The organism is Pedobacter frigiditerrae, assembly GCF_004331645.1.
GTDB lineage: Bacteria > Bacteroidota > Bacteroidia > Sphingobacteriales > Sphingobacteriaceae > Pedobacter > Pedobacter frigiditerrae.
The window spans coordinates 506,691-533,599 of sequence record NZ_SJSK01000002.1; the positions used below are offsets into that span (position 1 = coordinate 506,691).

The 26,909-nt window shown below is 36.1% G+C and carries 18 protein-coding genes; 13 read left to right on the forward strand and 5 right to left on the reverse strand.

The genetic code is table 11. From position 1 onward, the window contains the following. Window position 1 precedes the first annotated feature (1 nt). The 5 genes from EZ428_RS09040 (at window position 2) to asnS (ending at window position 7,749) form a co-directional block, all read left to right on the forward strand. Window positions 2-1,456, forward strand: a complete 1,455-nt coding sequence (locus EZ428_RS09040; RefSeq protein ID WP_131552826.1) for a Gfo/Idh/MocA family protein — start codon at window positions 2-4, stop codon at window positions 1,454-1,456. 7 nt (window positions 1,457-1,463) lie between these two features. Then, window positions 1,464-2,549 carry a Gfo/Idh/MocA family protein gene (locus EZ428_RS09045; protein WP_131552827.1) on the forward strand — a complete coding sequence of 362 codons (1,086 nt, stop codon included), beginning with the start codon at window positions 1,464-1,466 and terminating at the stop codon, window positions 2,547-2,549. Between the two features lie 418 nt (window positions 2,550-2,967). Further along, window positions 2,968-4,161 (forward strand): ADP-forming succinate--CoA ligase subunit beta, encoded by a 1,194-nt coding sequence (gene sucC / locus EZ428_RS09050; RefSeq protein WP_131552828.1) that lies wholly within the window; start codon window positions 2,968-2,970, stop codon window positions 4,159-4,161. A gap of 850 nt (window positions 4,162-5,011) precedes the next feature. After that, window positions 5,012-6,211: a GAF domain-containing sensor histidine kinase gene (locus EZ428_RS09055; RefSeq protein WP_131552829.1), complete on the forward strand. Its 1,200-nt coding sequence runs from the start codon at window positions 5,012-5,014 to the stop codon at window positions 6,209-6,211. Window positions 6,212-6,312: 101 nt separating this feature from the next. Then, window positions 6,313-7,749: an asparagine--tRNA ligase gene (gene asnS / locus EZ428_RS09060; protein WP_131552830.1), complete on the forward strand. Its 1,437-nt coding sequence runs from the start codon at window positions 6,313-6,315 to the stop codon at window positions 7,747-7,749. A 565-nt stretch (window positions 7,750-8,314) separates the two neighbouring features. On the opposite strand, the gene EZ428_RS09065 is transcribed toward asnS, so the two are convergent. Beyond that, window positions 8,315-9,952 (reverse strand): FMN-binding glutamate synthase family protein, encoded by a 1,638-nt coding sequence (locus EZ428_RS09065; RefSeq protein ID WP_131552831.1) that lies wholly within the window; start codon window positions 9,950-9,952, stop codon window positions 8,315-8,317. Window positions 9,953-10,098: 146 nt separating this feature from the next. Here EZ428_RS09065 and EZ428_RS09070 point away from each other — a divergent pair, with 146 nt between their 5' ends. The 8 genes from EZ428_RS09070 (at window position 10,099) to EZ428_RS09105 (ending at window position 22,859) form a co-directional block, all read left to right on the forward strand. Further along, window positions 10,099-10,719, forward strand: a complete 621-nt coding sequence (locus EZ428_RS09070) for an L-threonylcarbamoyladenylate synthase (RefSeq protein WP_131552832.1) — start codon at window positions 10,099-10,101, stop codon at window positions 10,717-10,719. A 198-nt stretch (window positions 10,720-10,917) separates the two neighbouring features. Continuing rightward, a complete protein-coding gene (locus EZ428_RS09075) occupies window positions 10,918-15,894 on the forward strand; it encodes a CehA/McbA family metallohydrolase (protein ID WP_131552833.1) in 4,977 nt (1,658 codons plus the stop codon). Window positions 15,895-15,908: 14 nt separating this feature from the next. Next, window positions 15,909-16,832: a PorP/SprF family type IX secretion system membrane protein gene (locus EZ428_RS09080; protein WP_225871026.1), complete on the forward strand. Its 924-nt coding sequence runs from the start codon at window positions 15,909-15,911 to the stop codon at window positions 16,830-16,832. A 171-nt stretch (window positions 16,833-17,003) separates the two neighbouring features. Continuing rightward, entirely contained in the window at window positions 17,004-18,203 is a 1,200-nt protein-coding gene (nhaA, locus tag EZ428_RS09085) for a Na+/H+ antiporter NhaA (RefSeq protein WP_131552834.1), read from the forward strand. Continuing rightward, a complete protein-coding gene (locus EZ428_RS09090; protein ID WP_131552835.1) occupies window positions 18,200-20,026 on the forward strand; it encodes a glycoside hydrolase family 2 protein in 1,827 nt (608 codons plus the stop codon). Before nhaA ends, EZ428_RS09090 begins: the two co-directional genes overlap by 4 nt. 9 nt (window positions 20,027-20,035) lie before the next feature. Further along, on the forward strand, window positions 20,036-20,419 hold the full coding sequence (locus EZ428_RS09095) for a nuclear transport factor 2 family protein (protein WP_131552836.1): 384 nt from the start codon (window positions 20,036-20,038) through the stop codon (window positions 20,417-20,419). A gap of 310 nt (window positions 20,420-20,729) precedes the next feature. Continuing rightward, window positions 20,730-22,310 carry a rhomboid family intramembrane serine protease gene (locus EZ428_RS09100; protein WP_131552837.1) on the forward strand — a complete coding sequence of 527 codons (1,581 nt, stop codon included), beginning with the start codon at window positions 20,730-20,732 and terminating at the stop codon, window positions 22,308-22,310. 12 nt (window positions 22,311-22,322) lie between these two features. Then, window positions 22,323-22,859: a hypothetical protein gene (locus tag EZ428_RS09105; RefSeq protein WP_131552838.1), complete on the forward strand. Its 537-nt coding sequence runs from the start codon at window positions 22,323-22,325 to the stop codon at window positions 22,857-22,859. A gap of 88 nt (window positions 22,860-22,947) precedes the next feature. On the opposite strand, the gene trpA is transcribed toward EZ428_RS09105, so the two are convergent. The 4 genes from trpA to trpD form a co-directional block, all read right to left on the reverse strand. Continuing rightward, complete coding sequence (gene trpA, locus EZ428_RS09110; RefSeq protein ID WP_131552839.1) at window positions 22,948-23,718, reverse strand: tryptophan synthase subunit alpha; 771 nt, start codon at window positions 23,716-23,718, stop codon at window positions 22,948-22,950. An 84-nt stretch (window positions 23,719-23,802) separates the two neighbouring features. Further along, window positions 23,803-24,984 (reverse strand): tryptophan synthase subunit beta, encoded by a 1,182-nt coding sequence (gene trpB / locus EZ428_RS09115; protein ID WP_131552840.1) that lies wholly within the window; start codon window positions 24,982-24,984, stop codon window positions 23,803-23,805. Window positions 24,985-25,147: 163 nt separating this feature from the next. Continuing rightward, complete coding sequence (locus EZ428_RS09120) at window positions 25,148-25,774, reverse strand: phosphoribosylanthranilate isomerase (protein ID WP_131552841.1); 627 nt, start codon at window positions 25,772-25,774, stop codon at window positions 25,148-25,150. A gap of 110 nt (window positions 25,775-25,884) precedes the next feature. After that, complete coding sequence (gene trpD / locus EZ428_RS09125; protein WP_131552842.1) at window positions 25,885-26,874, reverse strand: anthranilate phosphoribosyltransferase; 990 nt, start codon at window positions 26,872-26,874, stop codon at window positions 25,885-25,887. Window positions 26,875-26,909 lie beyond the last annotated feature (35 nt).

A 26,909-nucleotide genomic window follows, 5' to 3' on the forward strand; every position in this document is an offset into this window, starting at 1 on the left:
AATGATAGAAGATAAAGCAAATTCGAAAACCGAAAATTCAAGAAGAAACTTTATTAAAACAACAGCACTTGCCACCGCTGGATTTATGATTGTACCTCGACATGTACTAGGTGGGCCAGGTTTTCTGGCACCAAGTAATCGTTTACAATTGGCTGGAATAGGTGCAGGCGGAAAAGGAGAAAGCGATATTGCCAGTATTGTTAGAGGAGGCAAAACTGATGTTGCATTTTTATGCGATGTAGATGATAGAAGGGCTGCAAATTCTTTAAAAAACTTCCCAAAGGCAAAATATTATAAAGACTACCGTGAGTTATTGGATAAAGAAGGCAAAAATATTGACGCTGTAACGGTATCCACACCCGATCATACCCATGCGCAAATTGCCATGGCAGCCATGCAGTTAGGTAAACATGTATATGTTCAAAAACCCTTAACGCACGATATTTATGAAGCCAGGATGTTAACCGAAGCAGCAAACCGATATAAAGTGGTTACACAAATGGGTAATCAGGGAGCTTCGGGAGATGGGGTAAGAAGACTACAGGAATGGTATGATGCAGGCAGGATAGGTAAAGTACATACCGTTTACTGTTGGACTAACAGGCCGGTATGGCCACAGGGAATTTCGTGGCCAACAGGAAAGGCAGAAATACCGAAAGAACTCGATTGGGATTTGTGGTTAGGTAGCGCTCCATACAAAGAATATGTAAATAAACTGGTTCCCTTTAATTGGAGGGGATGGTGGGATTATGGTACAGGCGCCATAGGCGATATGGGCTGCCATTTAGTAGAACCGCCATTTAGGGTATTAGGTTTAGATACGCCCATTAGCGTAGAGTGTAGTGTGGGTAGTGTATATGTAGATGAATTTAAAAGAGCCTATTTACCAGAAAGCTGTCCACCATCTAGCCATGTAATTCTCACTTTTGCCAAAACGCCAAAAACCAAACATGAGGTTCAAGTACATTGGATGGATGGAGGTATTAAACCAGAACGTCCAGAAGAATTAGGTGCAAACGAAAAATTTGGCGATAATGGTGTACTTTTTATAGGTACAAAAGGAAAAATGATCTGCGAAACCTACGGCAAGAACCCAAGGTTACTGCCGTTATCACACAATAATTCTGATCATACTAAAATTACCATTCCACGTATCCTTAATCAAGAAGAAGGACATTACACCCAATTTGCTGAAGCTGCAATTGCCGGTTACGGAAAAATACAACTCAGTTCGCCATTTGAAATAGCAGGCCCACTTACAGAAACTTTACTCATTGCCAATTTGGCCATTAGAGGTACAGATGTGCAGCGGAGAGATGCGGCAGGTAAAATCAATTACCCCGGCAGAGATATCAAGATGCTTTGGGATAAAGTAAACATGAAGGTAACCAACTTTGATGAAGTAAATCAATTTGTAAAACGCGAATACCGAAAAGGTTGGACTTTGGGCATTTAAGAGACTGATGGAAACAACAAAAAAGAATTTAAGGGTATTAGTGGCAGGCTGTGGCAATATGGGTGCATCCCATGCCACAGCTTATCATACCTTGCCAGGTTTTGAAATATGCGGATTGGTTTCTACTGGAGAAAGTAAAAAAAATCTCAATGAAAAACTTGGTGGTCAATACCATTTGTATAGCGATTTTGATGAAGCTCTTTCCGTTACCAAGCCAGATGCAGTTTGCATTTCTACCTACCCCGATACACATGAAGCGTATGCAATTAAAGCTTTAGAGAATGGTTGCCACGTATTTATAGAAAAGCCATTGGCAGATAGTGTAAACGGTGCAATAAGAGTAGCCGAAGCTGCAAAAAAAGCTAACAAAAAATTATTGGTGGGCTATATATTACGCTATCATCCATCTTGGCAAAAATTTACAGATCTGGCTCAAACAATGGGAAAACCATTGGTAATGCGTATGAATTTAAACCAGCAAAGCCATGGCGCAAAGTGGACGGTACACCGTAACCTGATGAAAAGTTTAAGCCCAATTGTAGACTGTGCTGTGCATTATATCGATATCATGTGCCAAATGACAAAATCTATGCCCATACAAGTGAGTGCCATTGGTGCTAAACTAACCGATGATATACCCGAATGGAATTATAATTACGGACAGTTGCAGATACGCTTTGCAGACGGTTCTATTGGTTGGTATGAAGCTGGCTGGGGACCAATGATCAGCGATAATGCTTTCTTTATCAAGGATGTTTTTGGCCCAAAGGGATCAGTATCCATTGTAGCTAAAAATGCTGGAAACGTAGGACAATCTGCTAACATTGAAGCCCACACCAAAACCGAATCAATTAAAGTACACCATGCCGCTTTAGATTGTCAATACGAATTTAGCAAAGCTGATGAATGGATAGACCTTACAGATGAACCTAACCATCAAGAACTCTGTAACCGCGAACAACGGCATTTTTTAAAGGCCATTGTTGAAGACCTTGATTTAACCAATCCTACCAATGATGCAGTAAATAGCTTAAGGATTGCTTTCGCTTGTGATGAATCGGTGAAAACTGGCAAAATGATTAGGCTAAACTAAAATTTTTCCCTGTACCTTGTAGCATTATTGGGTGGTATATCTCCTTAACACATATTTGTTTGCAGAACATGAAATAAATTCAGGGTGACGTTTAGTCCAAGCTGATGAAGTGATGTAGATGCTCTTTTCTTAACAATTTAACATATGTATGGGGCGGCTTGCAACCTATCCTATTTTCACAACCTTCTTTCTCTAAACCCGGTTACAGCGAGCACGAAGCTGAAGAATGAGGCCAGTAAAGCGAAAGACTTGACTATCGTTAAAAAGAACATCTGACCTTGCTTTTCTAATAAAGGTGATTAAATTTTAACTAGGAATTTTGTGTGTTTAGCTAATATACTAAATACTTTCATTTTTAATAGATTTAGGCTTTGTATAAAGGTTTTGAAATTGTAGATTTGAGCAAATTTTTGAACAGATGAATATCCACGAATATCAAGGTAAACAAATTTTAAAGAGTTTTGGCGTTGCTATACAAGAAGGCATTGTAGCTGAAACTGTTGAACAAGCTGTAGAAGCAGCTAAAAAAATGAAAACTGACTATAACTCTGACTGGGTTGTGATTAAAGCACAAGTTCATGCAGGTGGTAGAGGAAAAGGTGGAGGCGTAAAGCTTGCTAAAAACTTGGATGAGGTTAAACAAAGAGCTACCGATATTTTAGGTATGCAATTGGTTACACCACAAACTAGTGCTGAAGGTAAAAAAGTACATAAAATTTTAGTTGCTCAGGATGTTTATTATCCAGGTGCATCTGAAACTAAGGAGTTTTACGTTTCTGTTTTATTGGACCGTGCAAATGGAACAAACATTATCATGTACAGTACCGAAGGTGGTATGGATATTGAAGAAGTTGCTGAACATACTCCACACTTAATTTTCAAAGAATCTATTGATCCAAAAGTTGGCTTACAAGGTTTCCAAGCTCGTAAAATTGCTTTTAACTTAGGTTTAACTGGTGCAGCTCATAAAGAAATGGTAAAATTTGTTACCGCTCTTTATAAAGCGTATGATGCTACTGATTCTGCGATGTTTGAGATTAACCCAGTTTTAAAAACTAGCGATGATAAAATTATAGCTGTTGATGCTAAAGTTGATTTAGATGAGAACGCTTTGTTCCGTCACCCAGATTATGCAGCAATGCGTGATAAATTGGAAGAAGACCCAACTGATGTTGAAGCTAGCGAAAGCAACTTAAACTATGTTAAATTAGATGGTAATGTTGGCTGTATGGTTAACGGCGCTGGTTTAGCAATGGCCACAATGGATATTATTAAAATTGCTGGTGGTGAACCTGCTAACTTTTTAGACGTTGGTGGAACTGCAAATGCAACTACAGTTAAAGCTGGTTTTAATATCATTTTAAAAGACCCTAATGTAAAAGCAATCTTCATTAATATTTTTGGTGGTATTGTTCGTTGCGATAGAGTTGCACAAGGTGTTATTGATGCTTATAAAGAAATTGGAAATGTTCCAGTTCCTATTATTTGCCGTTTACAAGGAACTAACGCTGCAGAAGCTAAAAAATTAATTGACGATTCTGGCTTGAAAGTTTTCTCTGCAATTCAATTAAAAGAAGCTGCTGATTTAGTTACTCAAGTTTTAGCTAGTTAGTCAGGAAGTTTTTAGTCCGCAAGTCGGAAAGATATATAATATTAAAAAAGACCAGCCGTAAAACGAGCTGGTCTTTTTTTGTTCCTAACCTTGCTTCAGTACAACCTTAAAAGTTGCACCAATTCAACACTCGCTATACCTTAATCAGCCTGTATAAATTTACATATGTAACAGGGTTCAAGTAGGCATCAAGTAGGTATCATATAACCTCAATAGCTATGTGACGCCTAGATCATATTTACTTGGTTACTATTTCCTACAAGAAGAGTATAACTAACAATAAGAAAAAATCAGGAATGTAAATAATATATTCTTATTAAAAACAAAGGCCAGTCGCTTGAACGAACTGGCCTTCTATAGTTTGGTTGGTTGTTAAGTTCTATTATAATTCTGTTCACTCCTATTTAGAGAGTTTTTAACCTGGTTTAATTTAAATGAAAAAGCTCTGGCCATCCAACCAGAGCTTTAATCAAACCAAATATAAATGTACTTTTTTGTATGAACACAACAAATATAAGGATTTATTTCACATAAAATAGATTAAAAAGAAAAATTATTTAATTTTTTTTACAGAAAATTAAATAATAAGTATAAAATTCTGCTAATCAGTGATTTTTTACCTTAATAACACACAAAAAAATATATGAAATTGATATAAATTAAAATATAACTCAAATTTAAAGGCATATTTTAATATTTAATGATTTTAAAAAGCACTTTTATTCAATTTTTTAACATAAAAACCTAAAAACACTTAAATATTTTAGTAAAATAGAAAATATCTATAAATTCAATCTAAAACAAAAGTTCATTCTATTAGATTATATTTGATACCTCAAACAAATTATTGATGAACAATTTTCAGATCCCTAATTCATTAATTCCAGACAATGATGCAGAGCGAATTAATAAGCTACACGCCTACGATATATTAGACACCCCTGAAGAAGATACATTTAATAAGATTGCCATATTAGCTGCTCAAATTTTTAACACCCCAATAGCTCAAGTAACTTTTGTAGATGAAGAACGAGTATTCTTTAAAAGCAATATAAGCCCGTTACAAGCAACACAAATAGACAGGAAAGATAGTTTTTGTTCTATTGCTATATTAAATAGCAATGTAACCTTGTTTGAGAATATGCTTAACGTACCTGAACTGGCAGACAATCCTTTTGTGTTAATGGAAAATGGTGTAAGGTTTTATGCTGGCGCACCTTTAAAAACCCCTGAAGGTCTTCAATTAGGCACAGTATGCGTTTTAGATGTAGAACCAAAAGAAGTAACAGCGCAGCAACTCCAGATGCTGGAAACATTATCGTCTATAGCAATGGATGAACTTGAACTAAGGCTTGCTACAAGAAAGGCGATAAGAACTCAAACGGACATGATGAACAGAATTGTTCACGACCTAAAAAATCCAAATACAACCATTTCACTTTCTGCAGAGTTAATCAAAAAAAAGGCAGATGACCCGAAAATTGTTGCCGACTTTGCAGATAGGATTAAAAGGGCTGCCACTAGTGTTTTGGGTAGTTTAAATAATTTATTAGACTTGTCGCAAAGTGAGAATGCAAGTTTCAGGTTAAATTCTCAAGAAATAGATGTTGCTGGAATATTGGAAACTATCAAAAAGAATTTTGAATTAATCGCTTCTCAAAAACAACAAACGGTAGAAATATCTTGTAATTGCTCTACTGTAATTTTAGCAGACACAATAAGATTACAAGAAGCTTTCGAAAATTTATTAAGTAATGCTTTAAAATATGCTTATCCCAATACTACTATTTTTATCAATGTAAGCACAATAGATAACCAAATCATAATTGAATTTAAAGACCAAGGGCAAGGATTATTAGAAGAAGATATGAGTAAACTATTTACAAAGTTTGCCAGATTAAGTGCCATCCCAACAGGAAAGGAACATTCTAATGGTCTAGGTCTATCAATTGTTAAAATGCTAGTGGAGCTACACCATGGAAAAGTGTGGGCAGAAAGCGATGGAAAAGATAAAGGAGCTTCCTTTTTTATTGCGTTACCAGTCTCTTAACCAATCTTCAAACTTTTAAAATTTAAGAAAACTTACCTCAAACAAATAGGAAATTTTAGGTTTAAATCCTTATTTTTGACGCCCTTATAGAGCATAGCCTAATGATAAAGAGAGAAAAAATTAAAGACCTGCTGAATTCTACAGCATTTGACACGGAAGTTAAGGTAATGGGTTGGGTTAGAACCTTTCGCAACAACCAATTTATAGCATTGAATGATGGTTCGTGCATGGGCAACATTCAAATAGTTGTTGACTTTACCAATACACCTGAAGAATTATTAAAAAGAATTACAACTGGCGCTGCAATTTCTGTTGAAGGAACTTTAGTTGAATCTTTAGGTAAAGGTCAAAAGGTAGATGTTAAAGCAAAAACTATCGAAATTCTTGGAGATAGCAATGCTGATGAATATCCTTTGCAACCTAAAAAACATAGCCTAGAGTTTTTGAGAGAAAAAGCGCATTTGCGTTTCCGCACCAATACTTTTAATGCTGTTTTCAAGGTTCGTCACGCTTTAGCATTTGCGATACACCAGTTTTACAACGAACGTGGTTTTGTTTACATGCATACACCAGTAATTACTGCAAGTGATGCAGAAGGTGCTGGAGAAATGTTTAAGGTTACTACTTTAGATTTCGATAAAACTCCTCGCACAGATGATGGAAAAGTAGATTTTTCTGAAGATTTCTTTGGAAAAGCAACAAATCTAACTGTTTCTGGTCAGCTAGAAGGCGAATTAGCAGCAATGGCTTTTGGCCAGATTTATACCTTCGGACCAACCTTCAGGGCTGAGAATTCGAACACTACTCGTCACTTAGCAGAATTTTGGATGATTGAACCTGAAGTTGCATTTGCAGATTTAGAGAACAACATGCAATTGGCCGAAGATATGATGAAATATGTAATCGGTTATGCATTAGAAAACTGCAAAGACGAAATTGCATTCTTAAATGACCGTTTATTAGAAGAAGAAAAAACAAAACCGCAGCAAGAAAGAAGTGAGCTATCATTAATTGAAAAACTTGATTTTTGCTTGGCAAATGAATTTGAACGTTTAACTTATACCGAAGCTATACAGATATTAAAACATTCTAAACCTAATCAGAAAAAACAGTTTAAATACTTAATTGACGAATGGGGCGCTGATTTACAAAGTGAGCATGAGCGTTATTTGGTTGAGAAACATTTTAAAAAACCAGTTATTTTAACTGATTACCCTAAAGACATCAAATCGTTTTACATGAGAATGAACGATGATGGTAAAACGGTTGCTGCAATGGATATTTTATTCCCAGGTATTGGTGAGATGATTGGTGGTTCGCAACGAGAAGAGCGTATGGATATGCTTACTAAGCGCATGGAAGAAATGCACATTCCGCAAGAAGAACTTTGGTGGTATTTAGATACCCGCCGTTTTGGTTCTGCCCCTCACGCTGGGTTTGGTTTAGGTTTTGAACGTTTAGTTTTGTTCGTAACCGGAATGACAAACATCAGAGATGTAATTGCTTTCCCAAGATTTCCAAAAAGCGCTGAGTTTTAAACCCCTAAATCCCCTAAAGGGGACTTTTAGTGAATAGAAAAGTCGCTTATCAGAAATGTTAAGCGACTTTTTTATTGTTCTAATTCGTCATTACTAACTTACTGAAGTATTATGGCTTTCTCAAGTATAGAAAAAGTATTAGTAAAGCAAGAAACAGGCTTATTAATCCAAATGTTAAATCTGTTTGTAGAGGAATTTTATGAGCACTAGCGTGGTACAACATCCAAAAAAATAGATTTACACCTAGAAATAGAATTAAGATAGGTTTAATGATAGAGATTAGTTGCTTCATTTATTTTATTTCAGTTTATTAGTTTTTAATCCCTCAGCCCAGACCCTGAAATAAATTCAGGGTGACGGACCTTTCTGTATTTATGCTCCCAACACCTTAATAATTGCACAATCCTTGCATCTTAAACCCGATTGAACCGACAGCCCGACAGCCAATTTTTCATTGGCTTAGGCTACAGGGAAAAGCGGGACTAACTTTAATAGCTACAATAGCTTGCTTTTCAAAAACAAAATCACTCAGTCCTTAGACAAGGTCAGGATGACAGTTTTTCATTTAATTATTAGAACTTGCTGTTTGATAATCTATTGCCGAAACTTTATAATCTGTTGGAGCAAAACTAGCTGAAGTACTTAATGCCATTCCTAACTCATGCTGTGAAGGATAAGGCGTTTGCACTAAACTTCCTTCAGGAATATAAGGAAAAGTTTCCATGTAAGATTGCATTACATTTTGCCCGATTCTACGGTTAATATATGCCCTAGTTAATTGATAAGGATGGCGTAAACCCGCAGCACCCAGCAATTCCACCGCACTTTGAACGGTTAATCTATGGAAGTTAAACACACGAACAGTTTTATCTTCGACTACCAAGCCTTTCATTAAACTTTCGTCTTGCGTGGCCACCCCTGTTGGGCAAGTATTGCTATTACATTCTAATGCTTGAATGCAACCTAAGGCAAACATCATTCCGCGAGCAGAATTACATAAATCTGCACCAAGGGCAATGTTTTTAACCAAATCAAACCCTGATGAAATTTTACCAGAAGCTATAATCTTGATGTGCTTTTTTAAACCAAAACCACTTAAAACATCATAAACAAATGCAACACCCTCTCTTAAAGGCATCCCAACAGCATTTGAAAACTCTTGTGGCGCAGCGCCTGTTCCACCTTCTCCCCCATCAACCGTGATAAAGTCTACGTAAATTCCAGTTTCCACCATCGCCTTACAAAGCGCAAAAAATTCTGTCCGTCTGCCAATACAAAGCTTAAATCCTATAGGCTTTCCGTTAGACAATTCTCTAAGCTGTTTTACAAATGCCATCATTTCTAAAGGAGTTGAAAAAGCTGAGTGAGCTGGAGGAGAATTAACGTCAAAGCCTTCTTTTACTAAACGTATCCTTGCAACTTCTGGCGTTACTTTCTTGGCGGGCAACATACCCCCATGACCAGGTTTTGCACCTTGAGATAATTTAATCTCAATCATTTTTACATTTTCTGTCTTTGACCTTTCTGCAAAAGCATTGGGATTAAAAGTACCGTCCTGATTTCTACAGCCAAAATAACCAGTTCCAATTTGCCAAATTAAATCGCCACCAGGACCAGCGTGATAATCGCTTATTCCCCCTTCGCCGGTATTATGGGCAAAGCCACCCATTTTTGCACCCCCATTTAAAGCTAGAATAGCATTCTTGCTCAACGAACCAAAGCTCATTGCCGAAATGTTATAAATACTCGCAGAATAGGGCTGCTTGCAATCTGGACCGCCAACTATTACTCTTGGGTTAACATCTAATTCATGGTGACTAATTGCTGCAATGCTATGACTTAACCATTCGTAACCATTTTCATAAACATCTAACTGTGTACCAAATGGAATGGTATCGTTATCTTTTTTAGCACGTTGATATATTAATGACCTATTAAGCCTGCTGAATGGTTTTCCGTTGGTATCGCTTTCTACAAAATATTGATAAACCTTTGGCCTCAATTCTTCCATAAAATAACGAAGTCTACCAAAAACTGGATAATTTCTTACAATGCTATGTTTAGGCTGATATAAATCATATAGACCTAGTAAAACAAATGGTCCGGTAAAAATAAATGACCACCATAAAAATGGATGATACAAACCTAACATAATTGTTAGGGCAACTAAAAACGCGGCAATGGCAACAAATGCTTTTCTCATATCTCAAAATTTAGCTTCGGAAGATTTCGATTGACAACCTTATCAAAAATAAGAAAACACTTCCCCATTTCCGATTATCAATACTTATTAAATGTAATTATCTAATCATATTAAACAAAGGCAATTTAATATTGTTATTTTTGAGTATGCTAATTAAGATATATCCTGAAAATCCGAATGAAAGAGCTATTGAGCAAGTAGTTGAAGTCTTAAAAAAAGGAGGCTTAATAATTTACCCAACAGACACTGTTTATGGATTAGGTTGTGATATTACCAATCAAAAAGCAATAGAAAAGATTTGTCGCATTCGTGGAATAAAACCCGAGAAGGCAAATTTCTCATTCATTTGTTCAGATTTAAGGCATATTTCTGATTTTATTAAACCAATAGATACAACAGTTTTTAGGGTATTAAAAAAGGCCTTACCTGGTCCATTCACCTTTATTTTTAATGCCAACAATAATGTGCCTAAATTATTGAGTTCTAATAAAAAAACGGTTGGTATTCGTGTGCCAGATAATGATATTGCAAGAGCAATTGTTGAAGCTTTGGGTAATCCTATTTTATCTACTTCCATTAAAGATGATGACGAATTGATTGAATATTCAACAGACCCGGAGTTGATTGATGAGAAGTATCAAGAATTGGTGGATATTGTTATTGATGGAGGTTATGGAGACAATGAACCATCAACAGTTGTTGATTGTACTTCTGGAGATTTTGAAGTTATTCGTGAAGGCAAAGGGAACATTGAGGATTACCTTTAACCATTAGAAACATCGCCGCTCAACTAAAATACCATACTCAATTTCAATTTCCCAAGTCAAACCTTGCTTTTCACCATTAAAAGTTAACCACAACGAAATAAATGTTAAATTATTTTTCCACAATAGGAATAATTTAACCACAAATTAATACTAGCGTTCTCATTTACGTATACATTTGTTCGTTCAAACAAATTGTATATGAAAAAACATTTACTCCTTTTATTTCTTTTTGCCATTTCATTCCAATCATATTCACAGGTTTCTATAACAGCACTAAATACTGCTAAAACAGAAAACTTTGATGGAATGGCTCCTACCGCAACCGCACCTGTTTCAGGCTGGTTTGCAGTTAAAGCTTCTGGCTCAAGTGGCGTAGCAGTTGGCGCAACAATTCCCCTTGTAGTTTATGTAACTTCTGCAAATGCAGGTGCTGCCTACAATACAGGTACACCTTCAGCTATTGATAGAGCAATTGGAAGCTTAGCTTCTGGATCATTAGTTCCAAGATTTGGTGCGGGTTACACCAACAACACTGGTTCTACTGTAACAGCTATTGATTTAAGTGGCGTAATGGAACAATGGAGAAGTGGAAGTAATGCGATAGTAGAAACCTTACCATTTGAATATAGTTTAAACGCAACTAGTATTGGAGACGCAACAGCAACTTGGGTTCCGTTAACAGCTTTGGATTTAGCAGAAAAATTAACTACAACTATCGTTAGTGCAGGTGTAGATGGTAATCTTACTGCAAATCAAACAGCAATATCAGGAAGTATTTCATCAATTTCTTTAACTAATGGTAGTACAATTTATATCAGGTGGACTGATAAAGACGATACTGGAAGTGACGGTATTTATGCTATAGACAACTTTAGTATTACTTTTAAAGGTGGGGCTGCAAGCAATCCACTTTTAGTTACAAACCCTACTTCACTAGCTTTCGGAAATCAATCAGTAAATGTTGCTTCAACATCTAAAACATATGCTTTAACTGGCACAGATTTAACCTCAGCTGTTAATGTTTCTGTTCCAGTTCCTTTTTCAGTTTCAAAAGATAATTCAACTTTTAGTGGGGCAATTAGTTATACAATTACTGAAGCTGCAGCAGCCCCTACTGTTTATGTTCGTTATACACCAATAGCAACAGGCGTATCAAACGAGAACGTTTTAAATACAAGTACTGGTGCAACATCGGTTAATATTGCCTTAACTGGAACAGGTGTGATTGGGGATGTAACGCCACCAGCAAATACAGCCACCTATCCAAAAACTAGCAATGTTACCATTACCTCGTTTGATTTAATAAGTAATATCACAGAGGCGGGAAAATCATATTATGTTGTTATTCCAGCAAGTGGAACTGCTCCAATAACAGCTGCACAAGTTAAGGCTGGACAAGATGGAAATGGAAATGCAGCTCTTAAAGCTGGTTCAATTACCAATTTGGCCAATGCCGATGCAACGGCAAACATTACTGGTTTAACTGGCGCAACAGCTTATAATGTTTATGTAGTGGCAGAAGACAATGTGCCAAATTTACAAACAACAGTAAGCTCACTAAATGTTACAACAGCAAATTTACCGCTTGTTGTATCTCCTTTAATTATTAGTCAATATTACGAAGGTGCTTCAGTTAATAAATGGATTGAATTAACCAATTTAAGTAATGCCCCACTGAATACAGCAGCTCTAAATTTAAAATTAGCTTTATATAATATTTCCGGAGATGCTGGCAATATCAATATCACTGGCAATCCTTCTCAAACTGTTAGCTTAACAGTTACTATCCCAGCTAGAGGAACTGTAATTATTGGCAATACAGGTAATGGAAATGAAGTTCCTTATTTAACTTCTACTACTGCAGTTCAAAATAGCAATACAGTTATTAATTTTAATGGTAATGATGGTGTTGCAATTTTAGATGCAAACGGAAACATTTTAGATGCTTTTGGGCAGGGTGTTAATGCTAAAGATGTTTCTTATGTTAGAAGTATCACTGTAACCGACCCAAGCCCAACATTTATTGTAGATGATTGGCAAAGGGTTACTTTACCCGTAGTTCAAAATGCAATTGATGGGGATGATGCAGACCAATTAGGCGTTCACTTCCCTCCAAACCTTCCAGTTTGTGCCGGACCAACTGTTTCCGCTACAGCATTAACTTTTAGCAATGTAACCACAGGAAGTATTACAGGAACATTTAATAAATCTACGGATGCTAATGAATATTTAATCATTCGTAGTTTAAATAGTACTTTATCTGCAACACCTGTTGATGGAATTTCATATACAGTAGGCGCTTCATTTGGTGGTGGAATTGTAGCCAACAAAATTGTAAGCAATACTTTTACTGATAACAATTTAACAAGTGCTACAAAATACTATTATTTCATTTTCCCATTAAATAACCTTTCTTGTACTGGCGGGCCAAAATATTTAACCACAAATATTTTAACTGCAGATCAAACTACAAAAACATTATTGCCTTGCGCTGCACCTACTGCTCAGCCAACCAATTTTAATGTTACTGCCTCAAATTACAATTTTGTTCAAGGTACATTTACAGTTAGCACAGCTGATGAATTCTTGGTAGTGATGAGTACTTCAACCTCATTAACAGCATCGCCAGTTAATACAACAGTTTATAATGTTGGTGATGCAATTGGCGGTGGTATTGTTGTAAAAAGAGGTGTTGGAAATACATTCATTAGAAATGGATTATCTCAAAACACAACTTATAACTTCTTTATTTATGCATTAAACAGTGCTTGTAGTGGCGGTCCGCTTTACCTTTCTACCAATCCATTAAAAGGAAGTCACAAAACTGGTATTTTAGATGTAAATAACCTTAACTGGTATTTTGGAAACTTACACAGCCATAGTAGTTATTCTGATGGAAATAAAGATGATTTAACCAAAAAACCTGAAGATGATTATGCTTTTGCGAAGAACTCCATGAATTTAGATTTCTTGGGTTTATCAGAACATAACCACACACAAGCAGGTATGTCATTAGCTAATTGGCAACCTGGAATTACTGCTGCTAAAAATGCAACTACTTCTAATTTTGTTGCCTTACACGGCATGGAATGGGGCGTAATTAGTGGCGGTGGTCACGTAATTGTTTATGGTATCGATTCGTTAATTGGATGGGAACCGGGAGAAAATCAAATCTATGTTCCGAAAAGTGTTTATACTGGTACAACTGGATTATTCAGAATCATCAACCGCCATGGTTTAAATGCAGTAGCTACTTTGGCTCACCCAAATACTACAGACTATAATAATATCTCAGCTACTTATGATTTAGGCGCAGATAGCGCAATTGTTGGAACTGCTTTAGAAAGTGGACCTGCTTTCTCTACCAATCTTACCTATTCAGACCCTGCAAGTTCAATGAGTTACATCAGTTACTATAACCGAATGTTGGCAAAAGGATATCATCTTGGGGCATCAATTGACCATGATAACCATAATTTAACTTTTGGTAGGCACACCAGAGCTCGACTTGTAGTTATGGCTCCTGCATTAACTGAAAACGATTTATTAGATGCGATTAAAAAGATGCGTTTTTATGCATCACAAGACTCAGCAGCGAAAATTACCTACACCATCAACAAACAACCAGTTGGAAGTATGTTTACGAATGCTGCCGGGCCAGAAATATCAATCACCTCAAAAACTACTAGTCCTGTAACCAGCATTAAAATAATGTACGGAACACCAGGAAGTGGTGTTAATCCTGTTGAAATAACCAGCAGTACAACTGGCACTTTAAGTTTCACTCATACAGGTCTTGCTAATTTGGCAACAGGTTATTACTACGCAGATATAGTAGAAAGTGATGGAAGTAGAATCATCACATCGCCTATTTGGTATACTAGAGACGATGCTTATGTAAAGAAAAATCAAACCATCACGTTAGCTCCAACTAAAATGGTTACTTATGGCGACCCAGATTTCCCAATAGGTGCAACAAGTGATAACACTGAGATTAATCTAACTTATACTAGTAGTGATACCAATATTGCAACCATCAGCAATAATGATATTCATATCTTAAAAGCCGGAACGGTTACAATAACTGCTAATCAGATTGGAAATGCTTTTTATAATGCAGCAACTCCAAAGACTCAGGTTTTAACTATTTCTCCAAAACAAATTGCAGTAACCGCTGCAGCGAAAAGTAAAATTCAAGGCGCAACAGACCCAGCTTTAACTTATACCTTTAATCCTGCCCTATTAGGTAGCGATGTATTTACAGGAACCCAAACTCGTCCTGCTGGCGAAACCCCAGGTGATTATACAATTGGTCAAGGTACTTTAGCCATCAATGCTAATTACCAGATTAATTATACTTCAGCCATCTTCAAAATCATTCCAAAACCTGCCGGAACCATAAGCGGAACAACTGGTATTTGTATTAACTCAACTTCACCTAACATTACTTTTACCGCAACTGTTGGTACAGCTCCATTTACCTTTACTTATAACATTAATGGAGGTGCAAACAGGACCGTTGTAGCAAACTCTCTAAATACATCTGTAACGGTAGCTGCTCCTACAAATGCCGTTGGTACTTTTGCATATAACTTGGTAAATATTGCCGATGCAAATACAAATCAAGCGCTTACTGGTTCGGCAACTGTTACCATAAATGCTTTGCCAGTAATTAGTATTACAAAGAACAACACTTCAACTTCTATTTCTAAAGGAACTCCAGTTGTACTTTCTGCAACAGGTGGTGTTACGTACACTTGGTTACCAAGTACTGATGTAGTTGCAGGACAAGGAACAGCTACATTAACAGTTAGACCGAAGCAAACTACAACTTATACAGTTACAGTAACTAATGCGTCGGGTTGTACAAGTAATCAATCAATTACAATAGCCGTAGAAGAAGATTATAAAATTAAACCATTAAACATTTTAACACCTAACGGTGATGGTAAGAACGATAAGTTTACAATAGAGAACATCGATTATTATCCAAATAATACCTTAAAGATATTTGATAGATCTGGTAGAATTGTATATACCAAAAAAGGTTATGCCAACGAATGGGATGGAACTTACAACGGTGCCGCTTTGGCCTCAGACACCTATTATTACATTTTAGACTTTGGCACAAACATTAGCCAGTTTAAAGGTTACATCACAATTATTAGAAACTAAATTGTATTAAACAGATGAAGATTATCAATAAAACATATCAAATGCTACGCCATACAGTTTGGTCACTTTTGCTAATAACAACAGTTTTATCCTTAACAAGGATTGAGACAAAAGCGCAGCTTAATCCTTTAAGTTCGATGTATTTCTTAAACCAATATCAGGCAAATCCAGCATATGCTGGATTAATTGATGGCTTAAACGTAAATATTAACTACCGCAAGCAATGGAGTAATATTCCTGGCGCACCAAGCACACAAGGCATTACTGCAGATTATAAAATGAACAAGGTTGGCGTAGGTGTTAACTTTTACAACGAAAAGGCTGGTTCTTTACAACGCACAAAAGCGGTAGCTACCTATGCTTATCATTTGCCATTAAATGGAGATAACCAGAAGTTAAACTTCGGCGCTTCTATTGGAATAGTGAATGAGCAAGTAGATTATAGTGATGTAAATGGTGATATTACAGACCCAAACATTACACAGTTTAACAACAAAGGTTCTTTATTTGATGGAGATTTTGGAATTGCTTATACCAGCAATAAGTTGAATATTGAAGCTGCCATCCCAAACATTAGAAGCTTTATTAAACAAGAAAATGATAATGTAGTAGATCGTTCCCGTTTTTATGCTGCAGCTAGTTATAAAATCAGCACTGGAAGTGGAGCAAATGCATTAGAAATTGAGCCTAAAGTTGCTTTCAGGGAAATTGAAGGCTATGATAGCATTTTTGATGCTGGGGCAAACTTTAATTTTACCAATAAGCTTTTCATCATGGGGATGTACCATAGTTCAAAAAGTGCATCTTTTGGTGCAGGTATTAACTATAGGTCATCTTTAGCCATAATGGGTTATTATACTACTGAAACATCTGCATTGCAGGGCTCGGCAAATGGTACTTTTGAAATTAGCTTGAAAGCAACATTGTTTGGGAAATAAAGCTCTCCTAAAAAATTCTAAGCCGCTCTGTAAAATAGAGCGGCTTTTTTATTCTATGGGCTTGTCATTCTGAGCAAAGCGAAGAATCTCATTTTATAATCACTAAGAGATCCTTCGTTCCTCAGGATGACAAAATTGATTAAAAGACAAATTTGTTGCTTACTTTTAACCATGGCAAAAACAATTAACCTATCCATATTTCAAAAGTTTTTTCAATCGGGAAAAGTAGGTGGAATCATCCTTTTAGTTTGCGTAGTTATTTCTTTATGCATTGCTAATTTTGGAGATGCTGTTTATTTCAATAATTTTCTAGCACGAGACTTAGGTTTCAATTTAGGCTCTTTTGAAGTAAAATACAGCATCTCTGCTTGGGTTAATGATGGCTTAATGGCCATATTTTTCTTATTAGTTGGCTTAGAAATAAAACGAGAGTTGCTAGAAGGAGAATTATCTACCTTAAAAAAAGCATCCCTACCTGTTTTAGCAGCGATAGGCGGAATGATTGTTCCTTCCTTAATATTCTTCTTCTTTAATAAGGGTGCAGCAACAGCATCTGGCTGGGGAATACCCATGGCTACTGACATTGCTTTTGCATTAGCTATTATTGCCATGTTGGGTAAAAACGTACCTGCATCTTTAAAGATTTTTTTAGCTGCTTTGGCAATTGCCGATGATTTAGGCGCTATTTTGGTGATTGCCGTCTTTTACACTGCACAAATTCATTGGAACTATTTATTAATGGCTGGTGGAGTTTTCGCTTTCCTCCTAGCGTTAAATTATTTCAAGGTTAAATCCCTTTGGTTCTATTTGATCCCTGGAGTTTTCTTATGGTATTTCGTTCATCATTCAGGTATACATGCAACCATTGCTGGTGTTTTATTGGCATTTACCATTCCAACTAATGATACAGATATAGAATCTCCCTTAGAGAAATTAGAGCATTTTTTAACCACACCTGTTAATTTCATCATCATGCCAATTTTCGCTTTGGCAAATACCAATATCACCTTTCAAAAAGAAATGATTAATGGTTTAACATCGCCTTTGGGTTTGGGCATAATTGTAGGCTTATTTGTAGGTAAAACTTTAGGTGTTTCTTTATTCTCTTGGTTTGCAGTTAAAATGAAATTTGCCACTCTACCTGATGATGCTAATTGGAAACATATTATTGGCGTTGGTATGTTGGCTGGCATTGGTTTTACAATGTCTATATTTATTTCATTATTATCCTTTAACAATCCCTTATATGTAGTTGAAGCTAAGTTTTCAATTTTATGCGCTTCAATTATAGCTGGTGTTTTCGGTTTTGTTTATTTAAAAAGTATCAAACAAAAAAACTTAATTTTAAAGAAACCAAATTATATACTATGAACAAGAAAGCGTTAATCATCCTTTTACTTTCCTTGGTAGTTAATGAGTTATATGCTCAAAATCAATGGGCATTTAAAAAAGATAAAATTTATACTTCTTGGGCAAATGATTTAAATCCGAGTGCTCCTTTACCAGAATACCCGCGACCACAATTGGTAAGGGATAACAATTGGAAGAACTTAAATGGGCTTTGGGATTATACCATTACCCCGAAAACAGAAGCTAACCCAACAAGGTTTGAAGGCAAAATATTAGTGCCTTTTGCTGTAGAATCTGCTTTGTCTGGTGTAAAAAGAACCGTTGGTAAAGACAGTACTTTATGGTATAGAAACAATATTACCATTCCAGCTGAGATGAAAGGAAAACAAATCCTTTTACATTTTGGCGCAGTAGATTGGCAAACGGAAGTTTTTGTAAATGGTAAAAGTGTTGGAACCCATGAAGGCGGTTTTGATCCTTTTAGTTTTGACATTACCTTATTTTTGAACAAAAAAAATAATCAAGAAATTAAAATAAGGGTTTGGGATCCTACTGAGGACGGACCACAACCAAGAGGAAAACAGGTTAAAAGACCTCGTGGGATTTGGTACACCCCTGTTACTGGTATTTGGCAAACGGTTTGGCTAGAAGCTTTGCCGGGAACTTATATCGTAAACACCAAACAAACACCAGATATTGATACGCATACTATTAAAGTTGCTATCGCTTTAAATAAAACTAGCGAAACCGATAAAGTGAAAGTAGAAGTACTTGACGGTGCAAACGTAATTACATCTGAATTTTTAGGAACTGATGGTTCAGCAACATTAAAGTTGACCGACGAGAAATTATGGTCGCCAAGTAGCCCTTTTTTATATGATTTACGAATTAGCTTAATCAGGAACAATAAAACGGTTGACCAAGTGATGAGTTACTTCGCCATGCGAAAAATCTCTATGGGTAAGGATGAAAATGGTATTCAACGAATGTTGTTGAACAATAAATTCTTATTCCAATACGGACCATTAGACCAAGGTTGGTGGCCAGATGGTTTGTACACACCTGCAACGGAAGCAGCAATGAAATTTGATGTGGACCAATTAAAGGCAATGGGCTTTAACATGATTAGGAAGCACATTAAGGTAGAGTCTGCCCGCTATTATAATTATTGCGACAAGATGGGAATGTTGATTTGGCAAGATATGCCAAGTGGCGATTTAGGCAATAGCTGGAATCCTAACCCCGGAACAGTGAATAACGAAACAGAGAAAAATCGCAGTGCGGATTCTGAGGCTTATTATCGCAAGGAATGGACAGCAATAATGGATGATCTTCACAATTTTCCGAGCATTGTTGTTTGGACACCATTTAACGAAGCTTGGGGACAATTTAAAACAGTAGAAATTACAGAATGGACAATGAAAAAAGACCCATCAAGATTGGTTAATAGTGCCAGTGGTGGTAATTTCTTTAATACCGGTCACTTTGTAGATTTACACAACTACCCACAACCTGCTATGCCTAGACCCGATTTATTTGGCAAAGATAGGATATTAGTATTAGGAGAATTTGGTGGTTTAGGTTTACCTGTTGATGGACATACTTGGCAACAAAAAGACAATTGGGGATACCAAAGTTTTAAAACTAAAGAAGAGTTATTTGCCAAATATGCTTTATTCATTAAGCGTTTGGAAGAATTAATCCCATTGGGTCTATCTGCTGCTGTTTATACACAAACAACTGATGTAGAAATAGAAACAAATGGAATTATGACTTATGATAGAGCAATTATAAAAATGCCCATTCCAGAACTTCGTCAAATACACACTAAACTATACAAGTAATATTTACACATGACACCTCATAATAAAGAAGAAATCATAAAAAATTACATTACTGCCTATAATAGTTTTGACCTTGAGGGAATGTGCTCACAATTACATGCTGAAATCGAGTTCATTTATATTAATAAAGGAGAAACCAATTTGACTTTAAATGGTATTGATGCCTTTAAAGTTCAAGCTGAACAGACCGCTGCTATGTTTAAGGCCAGAAAACAAGAGATAATTAGTATTGTTTATGGCGATAACCACGTAGAGGTTGATATTCATTATACTGGAACTTTGGCAGTTGAGTTTCCTAATGGTTTAAAAGTAGGTGATGATATTGAGTTGAAAGGGAAATCTGTTTTTCAGTTTTATGATGGGTTGATTTTGAAGTTGGTTGATATGAGTTAGGGTGTTGTAAGAGAAATATATTTAATTACGAGAAAATACTAAACTTGTTTTGGTTTACCGTCGGTATAGGCTCGGTATATCGTCCATTGACCGTCGAAATAGGCTTTTCGACGACCATGCGACACAGGATTGACGGTGAAGCGACGGTGAAAACTTAATATTTGGAACACATATAGCCGCTAGCACCGCATTAATGGCAGATTATATAGTATTAAATATGAATATTAACTGAAAAATCAGTCAAATTTTCATATCTCTTCATTCAAATTTTTATCTTCGGTTAATCAAAAAAATTAACAAACTCGAAAAAATGGCATTTGGTTTAACTCCCAAGCATACTGAAGAAATTTATTTAACAGACCTTAGCCCTGAACAATTTTTAGCCTTAGCAATAGAAACTGCTAATCAGTTGAAATGGCAAATCAATTATGTTAGTGAAACGGGAATAATTGCATATACCAACAAAGGTTTATTTAGTTGGAATGCTGACATTAAAATTCTGATGCAATATGGAAATACAATTTTCATTACGAGTGAATCTGCAGGGAATGAAATGATAGATTGGGGCAAAAACAAGAAAACCGTCAACCAGTTTTTAGATACGTTTGAAATTGCTAAGCTTTCTTTTACTCCAGAAGAACTTACTTTAAAACATATAGAACTCGAAGCAGAATTACCGCCTCCAGAACAAGATTACTTACAACTTCCTCCTCAAACTTTTAAAGAACAAATAAAAGATTTCTTTTCCATGTTTGTCCCAACAAAGGAATACTTCATCACACCTATTTTGGTAAATCTAAATCTCCTAGTTTTCATTTTGATGCTAATTAGTGGGGTGGATATTATAGCACCAACGGGTGAAGCTTTATTAAGTTGGGGTGCAAATTTTCGCCCTTACACATTGAATGACCAACCTTGGCGCCTAATTACAAATTGCTTTTTACATATAGGCATTATCCATTTGGTAATGAATATATTTGCGTTATTATACATTGGTGCGCTTTTAGAACCTATATTAGGAAAAGTAAGATTTTTTGCAGCTTATCTCTTAACTGGATTAATTGCGAGCATCACTAGTATGTGTTGGCATGAGTTAAGTATAAGTGCTGGAGCATCTGGTGCTATTTTTGGTATGTACGGCGTTTTCCTAGCATTATTAACCACTAGCTTGATTGAAAAAAATACTCGAAAAGCCTTATTATCCAGCATCGCATTTTTTGTAGTTTACAACTTAATTTATGGATTAAAGGGCCAGATTGATAATGCTGCACACATTGGAGGATTGTTTTCTGGCATATTGATTGGCTATGCATTTTTACCTAGCATAATACGCTTTGAAGAAACTGGCGTTAAATCTATTACTATTGGATTTGTTTCATTAGTTGTGATTTCTTCTTGTACTGTTATTTATACCATGCTGCCTAACAATGGCATTACTAACCAAGAGATAATGAATGGAGCAATAAATAATCAGACACAATCAAATCCTGAGCGATCAATTTTTTTTATTGAATCAGATAAGGACCGAAGTGAATATCAATCTATCATGAAAGATTTCGCATCAATTGAAAGTATGGCATTAGATATTTATCCACTTGACACTACTGTAGCGGGCAAAGAACAAGCTCTTGGACAAATTAAGAACAGAGGGATTTATTATTGGAACAGAAGCCTAGAAGTATTAGCACCCCTAAATCAACTTAAGCTTCCACCTGCCATAATTAAGCAAAACAAATTGTTAAATGAGTACTGTTTATTATATATCGAGTTGTATAATTTGATGTACGTTGCATTAGAAAAACATTCTAAGGCCTATGACAAACAAATAGATGAGTTACACCAAAAGATAAATGTGAAACTTGAACAACTAAAAGCTGGGCTTCCCAAATAATTAACCACAAAAATGTCATCCATTATCCCTAAACCTGTAATTTATTTAACCATTGGTTGTATTGTCTTATTCTCCATTGCCATAGGTGTTTTTGTTTATTCGGTAAAAGGAAAAAGAGCAAATTCGGGCATATTTAATTCTACTTTATATGGCAAATCTGATGAAGTGGAGCCGTTTAACAAAGATGCCGACAAAAAAGAATACGAAAGGGTAATGACCGAATACCTTTCATTAACTACTATGGCAAATGGCATATATCCTGTCGATACAACTTTGGTCGGTAGAGAAAAGGCAATGTCTGATGTTAAAGACATTGGCATTTATTATTGGACTAGGAATTTGGAGATTTTAGATGAACTAAAACAAATTGATTTACCTAAACAATTGGTTGCTCGTGTTCAATTATTTAAAGAGTATTGCCAATTAAACAAGGAATGTTGCGAACTGATATATAAAGCTGTTGATGAACATTCTACCGCTTATGATGAGAAGATTGAAGCTTATTTTACACGGATTGACGCGAAAGTAAAGGTGATAAATGGGGGTTAGAGTGTTTAAATTAAATTAAGAAATCTAAGAGGAGATTGCCACGTCGTTCCTCCTCGCAATGACGTACGAGGAAGAATGAACTAATATATTATCCTCTAAATTGTTTCATAAATGTTTTCACACTTCCTTCTACATCATTCTCATTTAGGCTCTTTACAAATGCGCTACCGATGATGGCCCCGCTTGCATATTCATTGGCAGAATCGAATGTTTTTTTATCGGAGATACCAAAACCTATCATTAAAGGATTGCTTAAATTCATAGCTTGAATACGAGCGAAATAATCTCTTGCTGTGGTAGAAACATCTAGGTTTTTTCCAGTAGTTGCTGCAGAAGATAACAAGTAAATAAAGGCATTACTCAAGCCATCAATTTTGCGAATACGTTCTTCAGAAGTTTGTGGCGTAACCAAGAAGATATTGCTTATGCCGTGTTCAGCAAAACAGGTGTGGTACATTTCTTCGTACTCGTACATTGGTAAATCTGGAATAATACAGCCATCCACCCCTACTTCTTGACATTTTTCGCAAAAATTTGCGACTCCATATTGCAATACCACGTTTACATATCCCATCAATAAAATAGGGATAGTTACAATTTTGCGTAAGTCTTTCAGTTGGTCGAATAAAATTTCTAGTGTCATTCCGTTATCCAAAGCTTGTTTGCTGCTTCCTTGGATAACTTCTCCATCGGCTACTGGGTCTGAATACGGAAATCCGATTTCCATAAAATCTGCACCAGAAGCTTCTAAAGCCTGTGCAATTTTTAAGGTATCGTTTAAGTTGGGATAGCCTGCTGTATAATAGATGGAAAGAATATCTTTCTTTTTATTTTGAAAAAGTTGTTGTAATCGGTTCATATCTTGAGATGTGAGATATGAGATGTGAGATATGAGATCCCTGAGCTTTAAAAAGTCTCAAATCTCAAATCTAATGTCTCAAATCTATAAGTTAAAATGTTTCATATAAGTTTCCATATCTTTGTCGCCCCTACCGGATAAACAAACGACCACGTTTTCGCCCCCTTTAAATTCCATATATTCTAGGTATGCTAAAGCGTGTGCACTTTCAATTGCCGGAATAATTCCTTCTAGCTGCGTTAATAACAAACCTGCATCTAAAGATTCATCGTCTGTGATAGACACATATTTAACGCGACCGGTTTTAAATAAATGGGCGTGTTGCGGACCAATGCCAGGATAATCCAGCCCTGCAGACACCGAATGTGGTTCTACTACTTGTCCGTCTGGTGTTTGCATTAAAATACTTCTGCTCCCATGCAAAACACCTTCTTTACCAAGGTAGGTTGTGGCTGCAGAAAGACCAGAAGCTACACCTTTACCAGCAGCTTCAACGGCAATCAGTTTTACGTTTTCATCATCAATAAAATGATAGAACATACCTGCAGCATTGCTTCCGCCGCCTACACAAGCCATTACATAATCCGGTTGGTCTTTGCCTGTTTGTTCTATTAATTGCTTCTTTGTTTCTTCAGAAATTACCGATTGAAAAATAGAAACCATATCTGGATAAGGGTGCGGACCGACCACAGAGCCAATGATGTAATGCGTATCAACAGGATTATTAATCCAGTCTCTCATTGCCTCATTGGTGGCATCTTTTAGTGTTTTGCTACCTGATGTTGCAGGAACAACTTTTGCACCTAACATTTTCATACGAGCCACATTTGGAGCCTGACGTTTAATATCAATCTCTCCCATGTAAACTACGCATTCTAATCCGCGTAAGGCACAAACGGTTGCTGTTGCTACACCGTGCTGACCAGCACCTGTTTCGGCGATGATTCGTTTTTTACCTAAGCTTTCTGCCAATAGAATCTGACCGATGGTATTGTTGATTTTGTGTGCGCCAGTATGGTTTAAATCTTCGCGTTTAAGGAAGATGTTTGCTCCATATTTTTCAGATAATCGCTTAGCCAAATATAATGGCGAAGGGCGTCCAACGTAATCCTTCAAAAGTGCTTTAAACTCTTCTTGAAAGCTTGGCTCGTTTATGATACCTAAGTATTGTTGCCTTAATTCTTCTACATTTGGATATAACATTTCTGGAATGTATGCTCCTCCAAAATCTCCGTAATAACCTCTTTCGTTTACAAAATAGCTCATATTTTTATTTATTATAACCGTCACTTCGTGTGAGTGAAACTACGAGAAGTCTATTTGTGTAGTACTTTTGCAGAACAGATACCTACTCGCGCCTCGTTCGATATGACGATTTATTTTATTTTATTTTTTCCTCCACCAACCCCATCCAGGGGGACAATCGCGTTCAAGAATTCATCTCTTTAAAAAACTCTCTTAACTTTTCTACATCCTTTAATCCTGGTTCTAGCTCAAACTTGCTATTTACATCTACGGCGTATAGTCTTGGGTCGTTTATATTTTTTATTGTTGTTGTATGTGTTAAATCAATTCCACCACTTAAAAAATAAGGTTTATTGAAAGTATAATTTGTTAATAATTTCCAATCGAATATTTTACCTGAACCTCCATGATCAGGTGTTTGAGTATCAAACAAGAAATAATCAACCACATTTAAATAAGCCTCTAATTTAGAAAAATCAAAGTTTTCATCTATTCCAAATGCTTTTATTATTTCAACCCCTGTGGGTTTTAACGCCTCACAATAGACAACATCTTCCTGTCCGTGTAATTGCACTGCTTTTAAATTGTATTTGAAAATATATGCCTTAACTCTTTCTAAATCTTCGTTAACAAAAACGCCTGTAGTTTTAATGGTTGATGGCACATATTTAATCAGCTCTGCTGAAACCCCACTAATAAAACGCGGTGATTTTTGGTAGAATATAAAACCCAAATAGTCAGGTTGTAATTCTGCTACCGCAGCGATGTTACTCGCTTGCCTCATTCCACATACTTTTAGTTTCAATTTCATCTTTTATGTTTGAATCATTTAAGGAATACCTTCCTGCGATAGGCAGGTAAGTTCATTTAAGTTTAGTGCAATGGCTTATATTATCTTAAATGCCTTATATGGTTTATTCGTTAAACGATTATCAATTTTTTAAAACTCTCTAAAGCTTTTTTATTCATTAAAGATTCTTCTGCTTCGTAATAACAATCGGCAAAAGCTACATCTTGTTTAATAGTTTGGATGGCTAATGCTGCATTACTTAACACTACATTCATTTGCGCATCAGTTCCTTTCCCGTTTAAAATATTCGTAAAAATTTCTGCTGATGATTCTACCGTATCACCACCTTGAATATCCTTTTCGCTGATTTCTTGAAAACCTAAATCTGAAACCTTATTTAAAGCCTCCCCCTTTTTACTGAAAGTTTTAAAGTCACAGGTTAACGACACTTCATCAAACCCATCCACTGCGTGAATAATGGTATAATTCTTATCTGTCTGTTGATATAAATACGCGTACAAACGAGCTAACTCTAAGCTAAACACACCAACAATTTGGTTTTTTGGCTGCGCCGGATTTACCATTGGTCCGAGCATATTGAAGAATGTTTTTACACCCAATTCTTTGCGTATTGGCGCTACGGTTTTCATTGCCGGATTAAATAGTGGCGCATGTAAAAAGCAAATACCTGCTTTGTCTAGGCTACGTTTTAATTTGTCTTCATCGTTGGTAAAAGTGTAACCTAAATACTCCATCACATTTGATGAACCACAACCAGAAGAGACACCATAGTTACCGTGTTTAGCTACTTTATGACCTGCACCGGCAACCACAAACGAAGCCAATGTTGAGATATTAAAAGTGTCTTTTCCATCGCCACCAGTACCACAAAGGTCTACCAATTCGAATTCTGAAAGGTTAATTTTTAAGCATAAATCTAACATCGCATCACGGAAGCCTTGCAATTCATCAACCGTAATGTTTCTCATTCCATAAGCAGTAATAAAAGCAGCAATTTGCGAGCTGTTAAATTCTCCTAACGCAATTGAAGTTAGAATTCTTTGTGCTTCTTCTTTGCTAAAGGTTTTATTTTCGAAAAGGTGGTTTAGTATTTTCTTCATGGGTTTAAAACAAAAAAGGTTGCCTTTTACAAGCA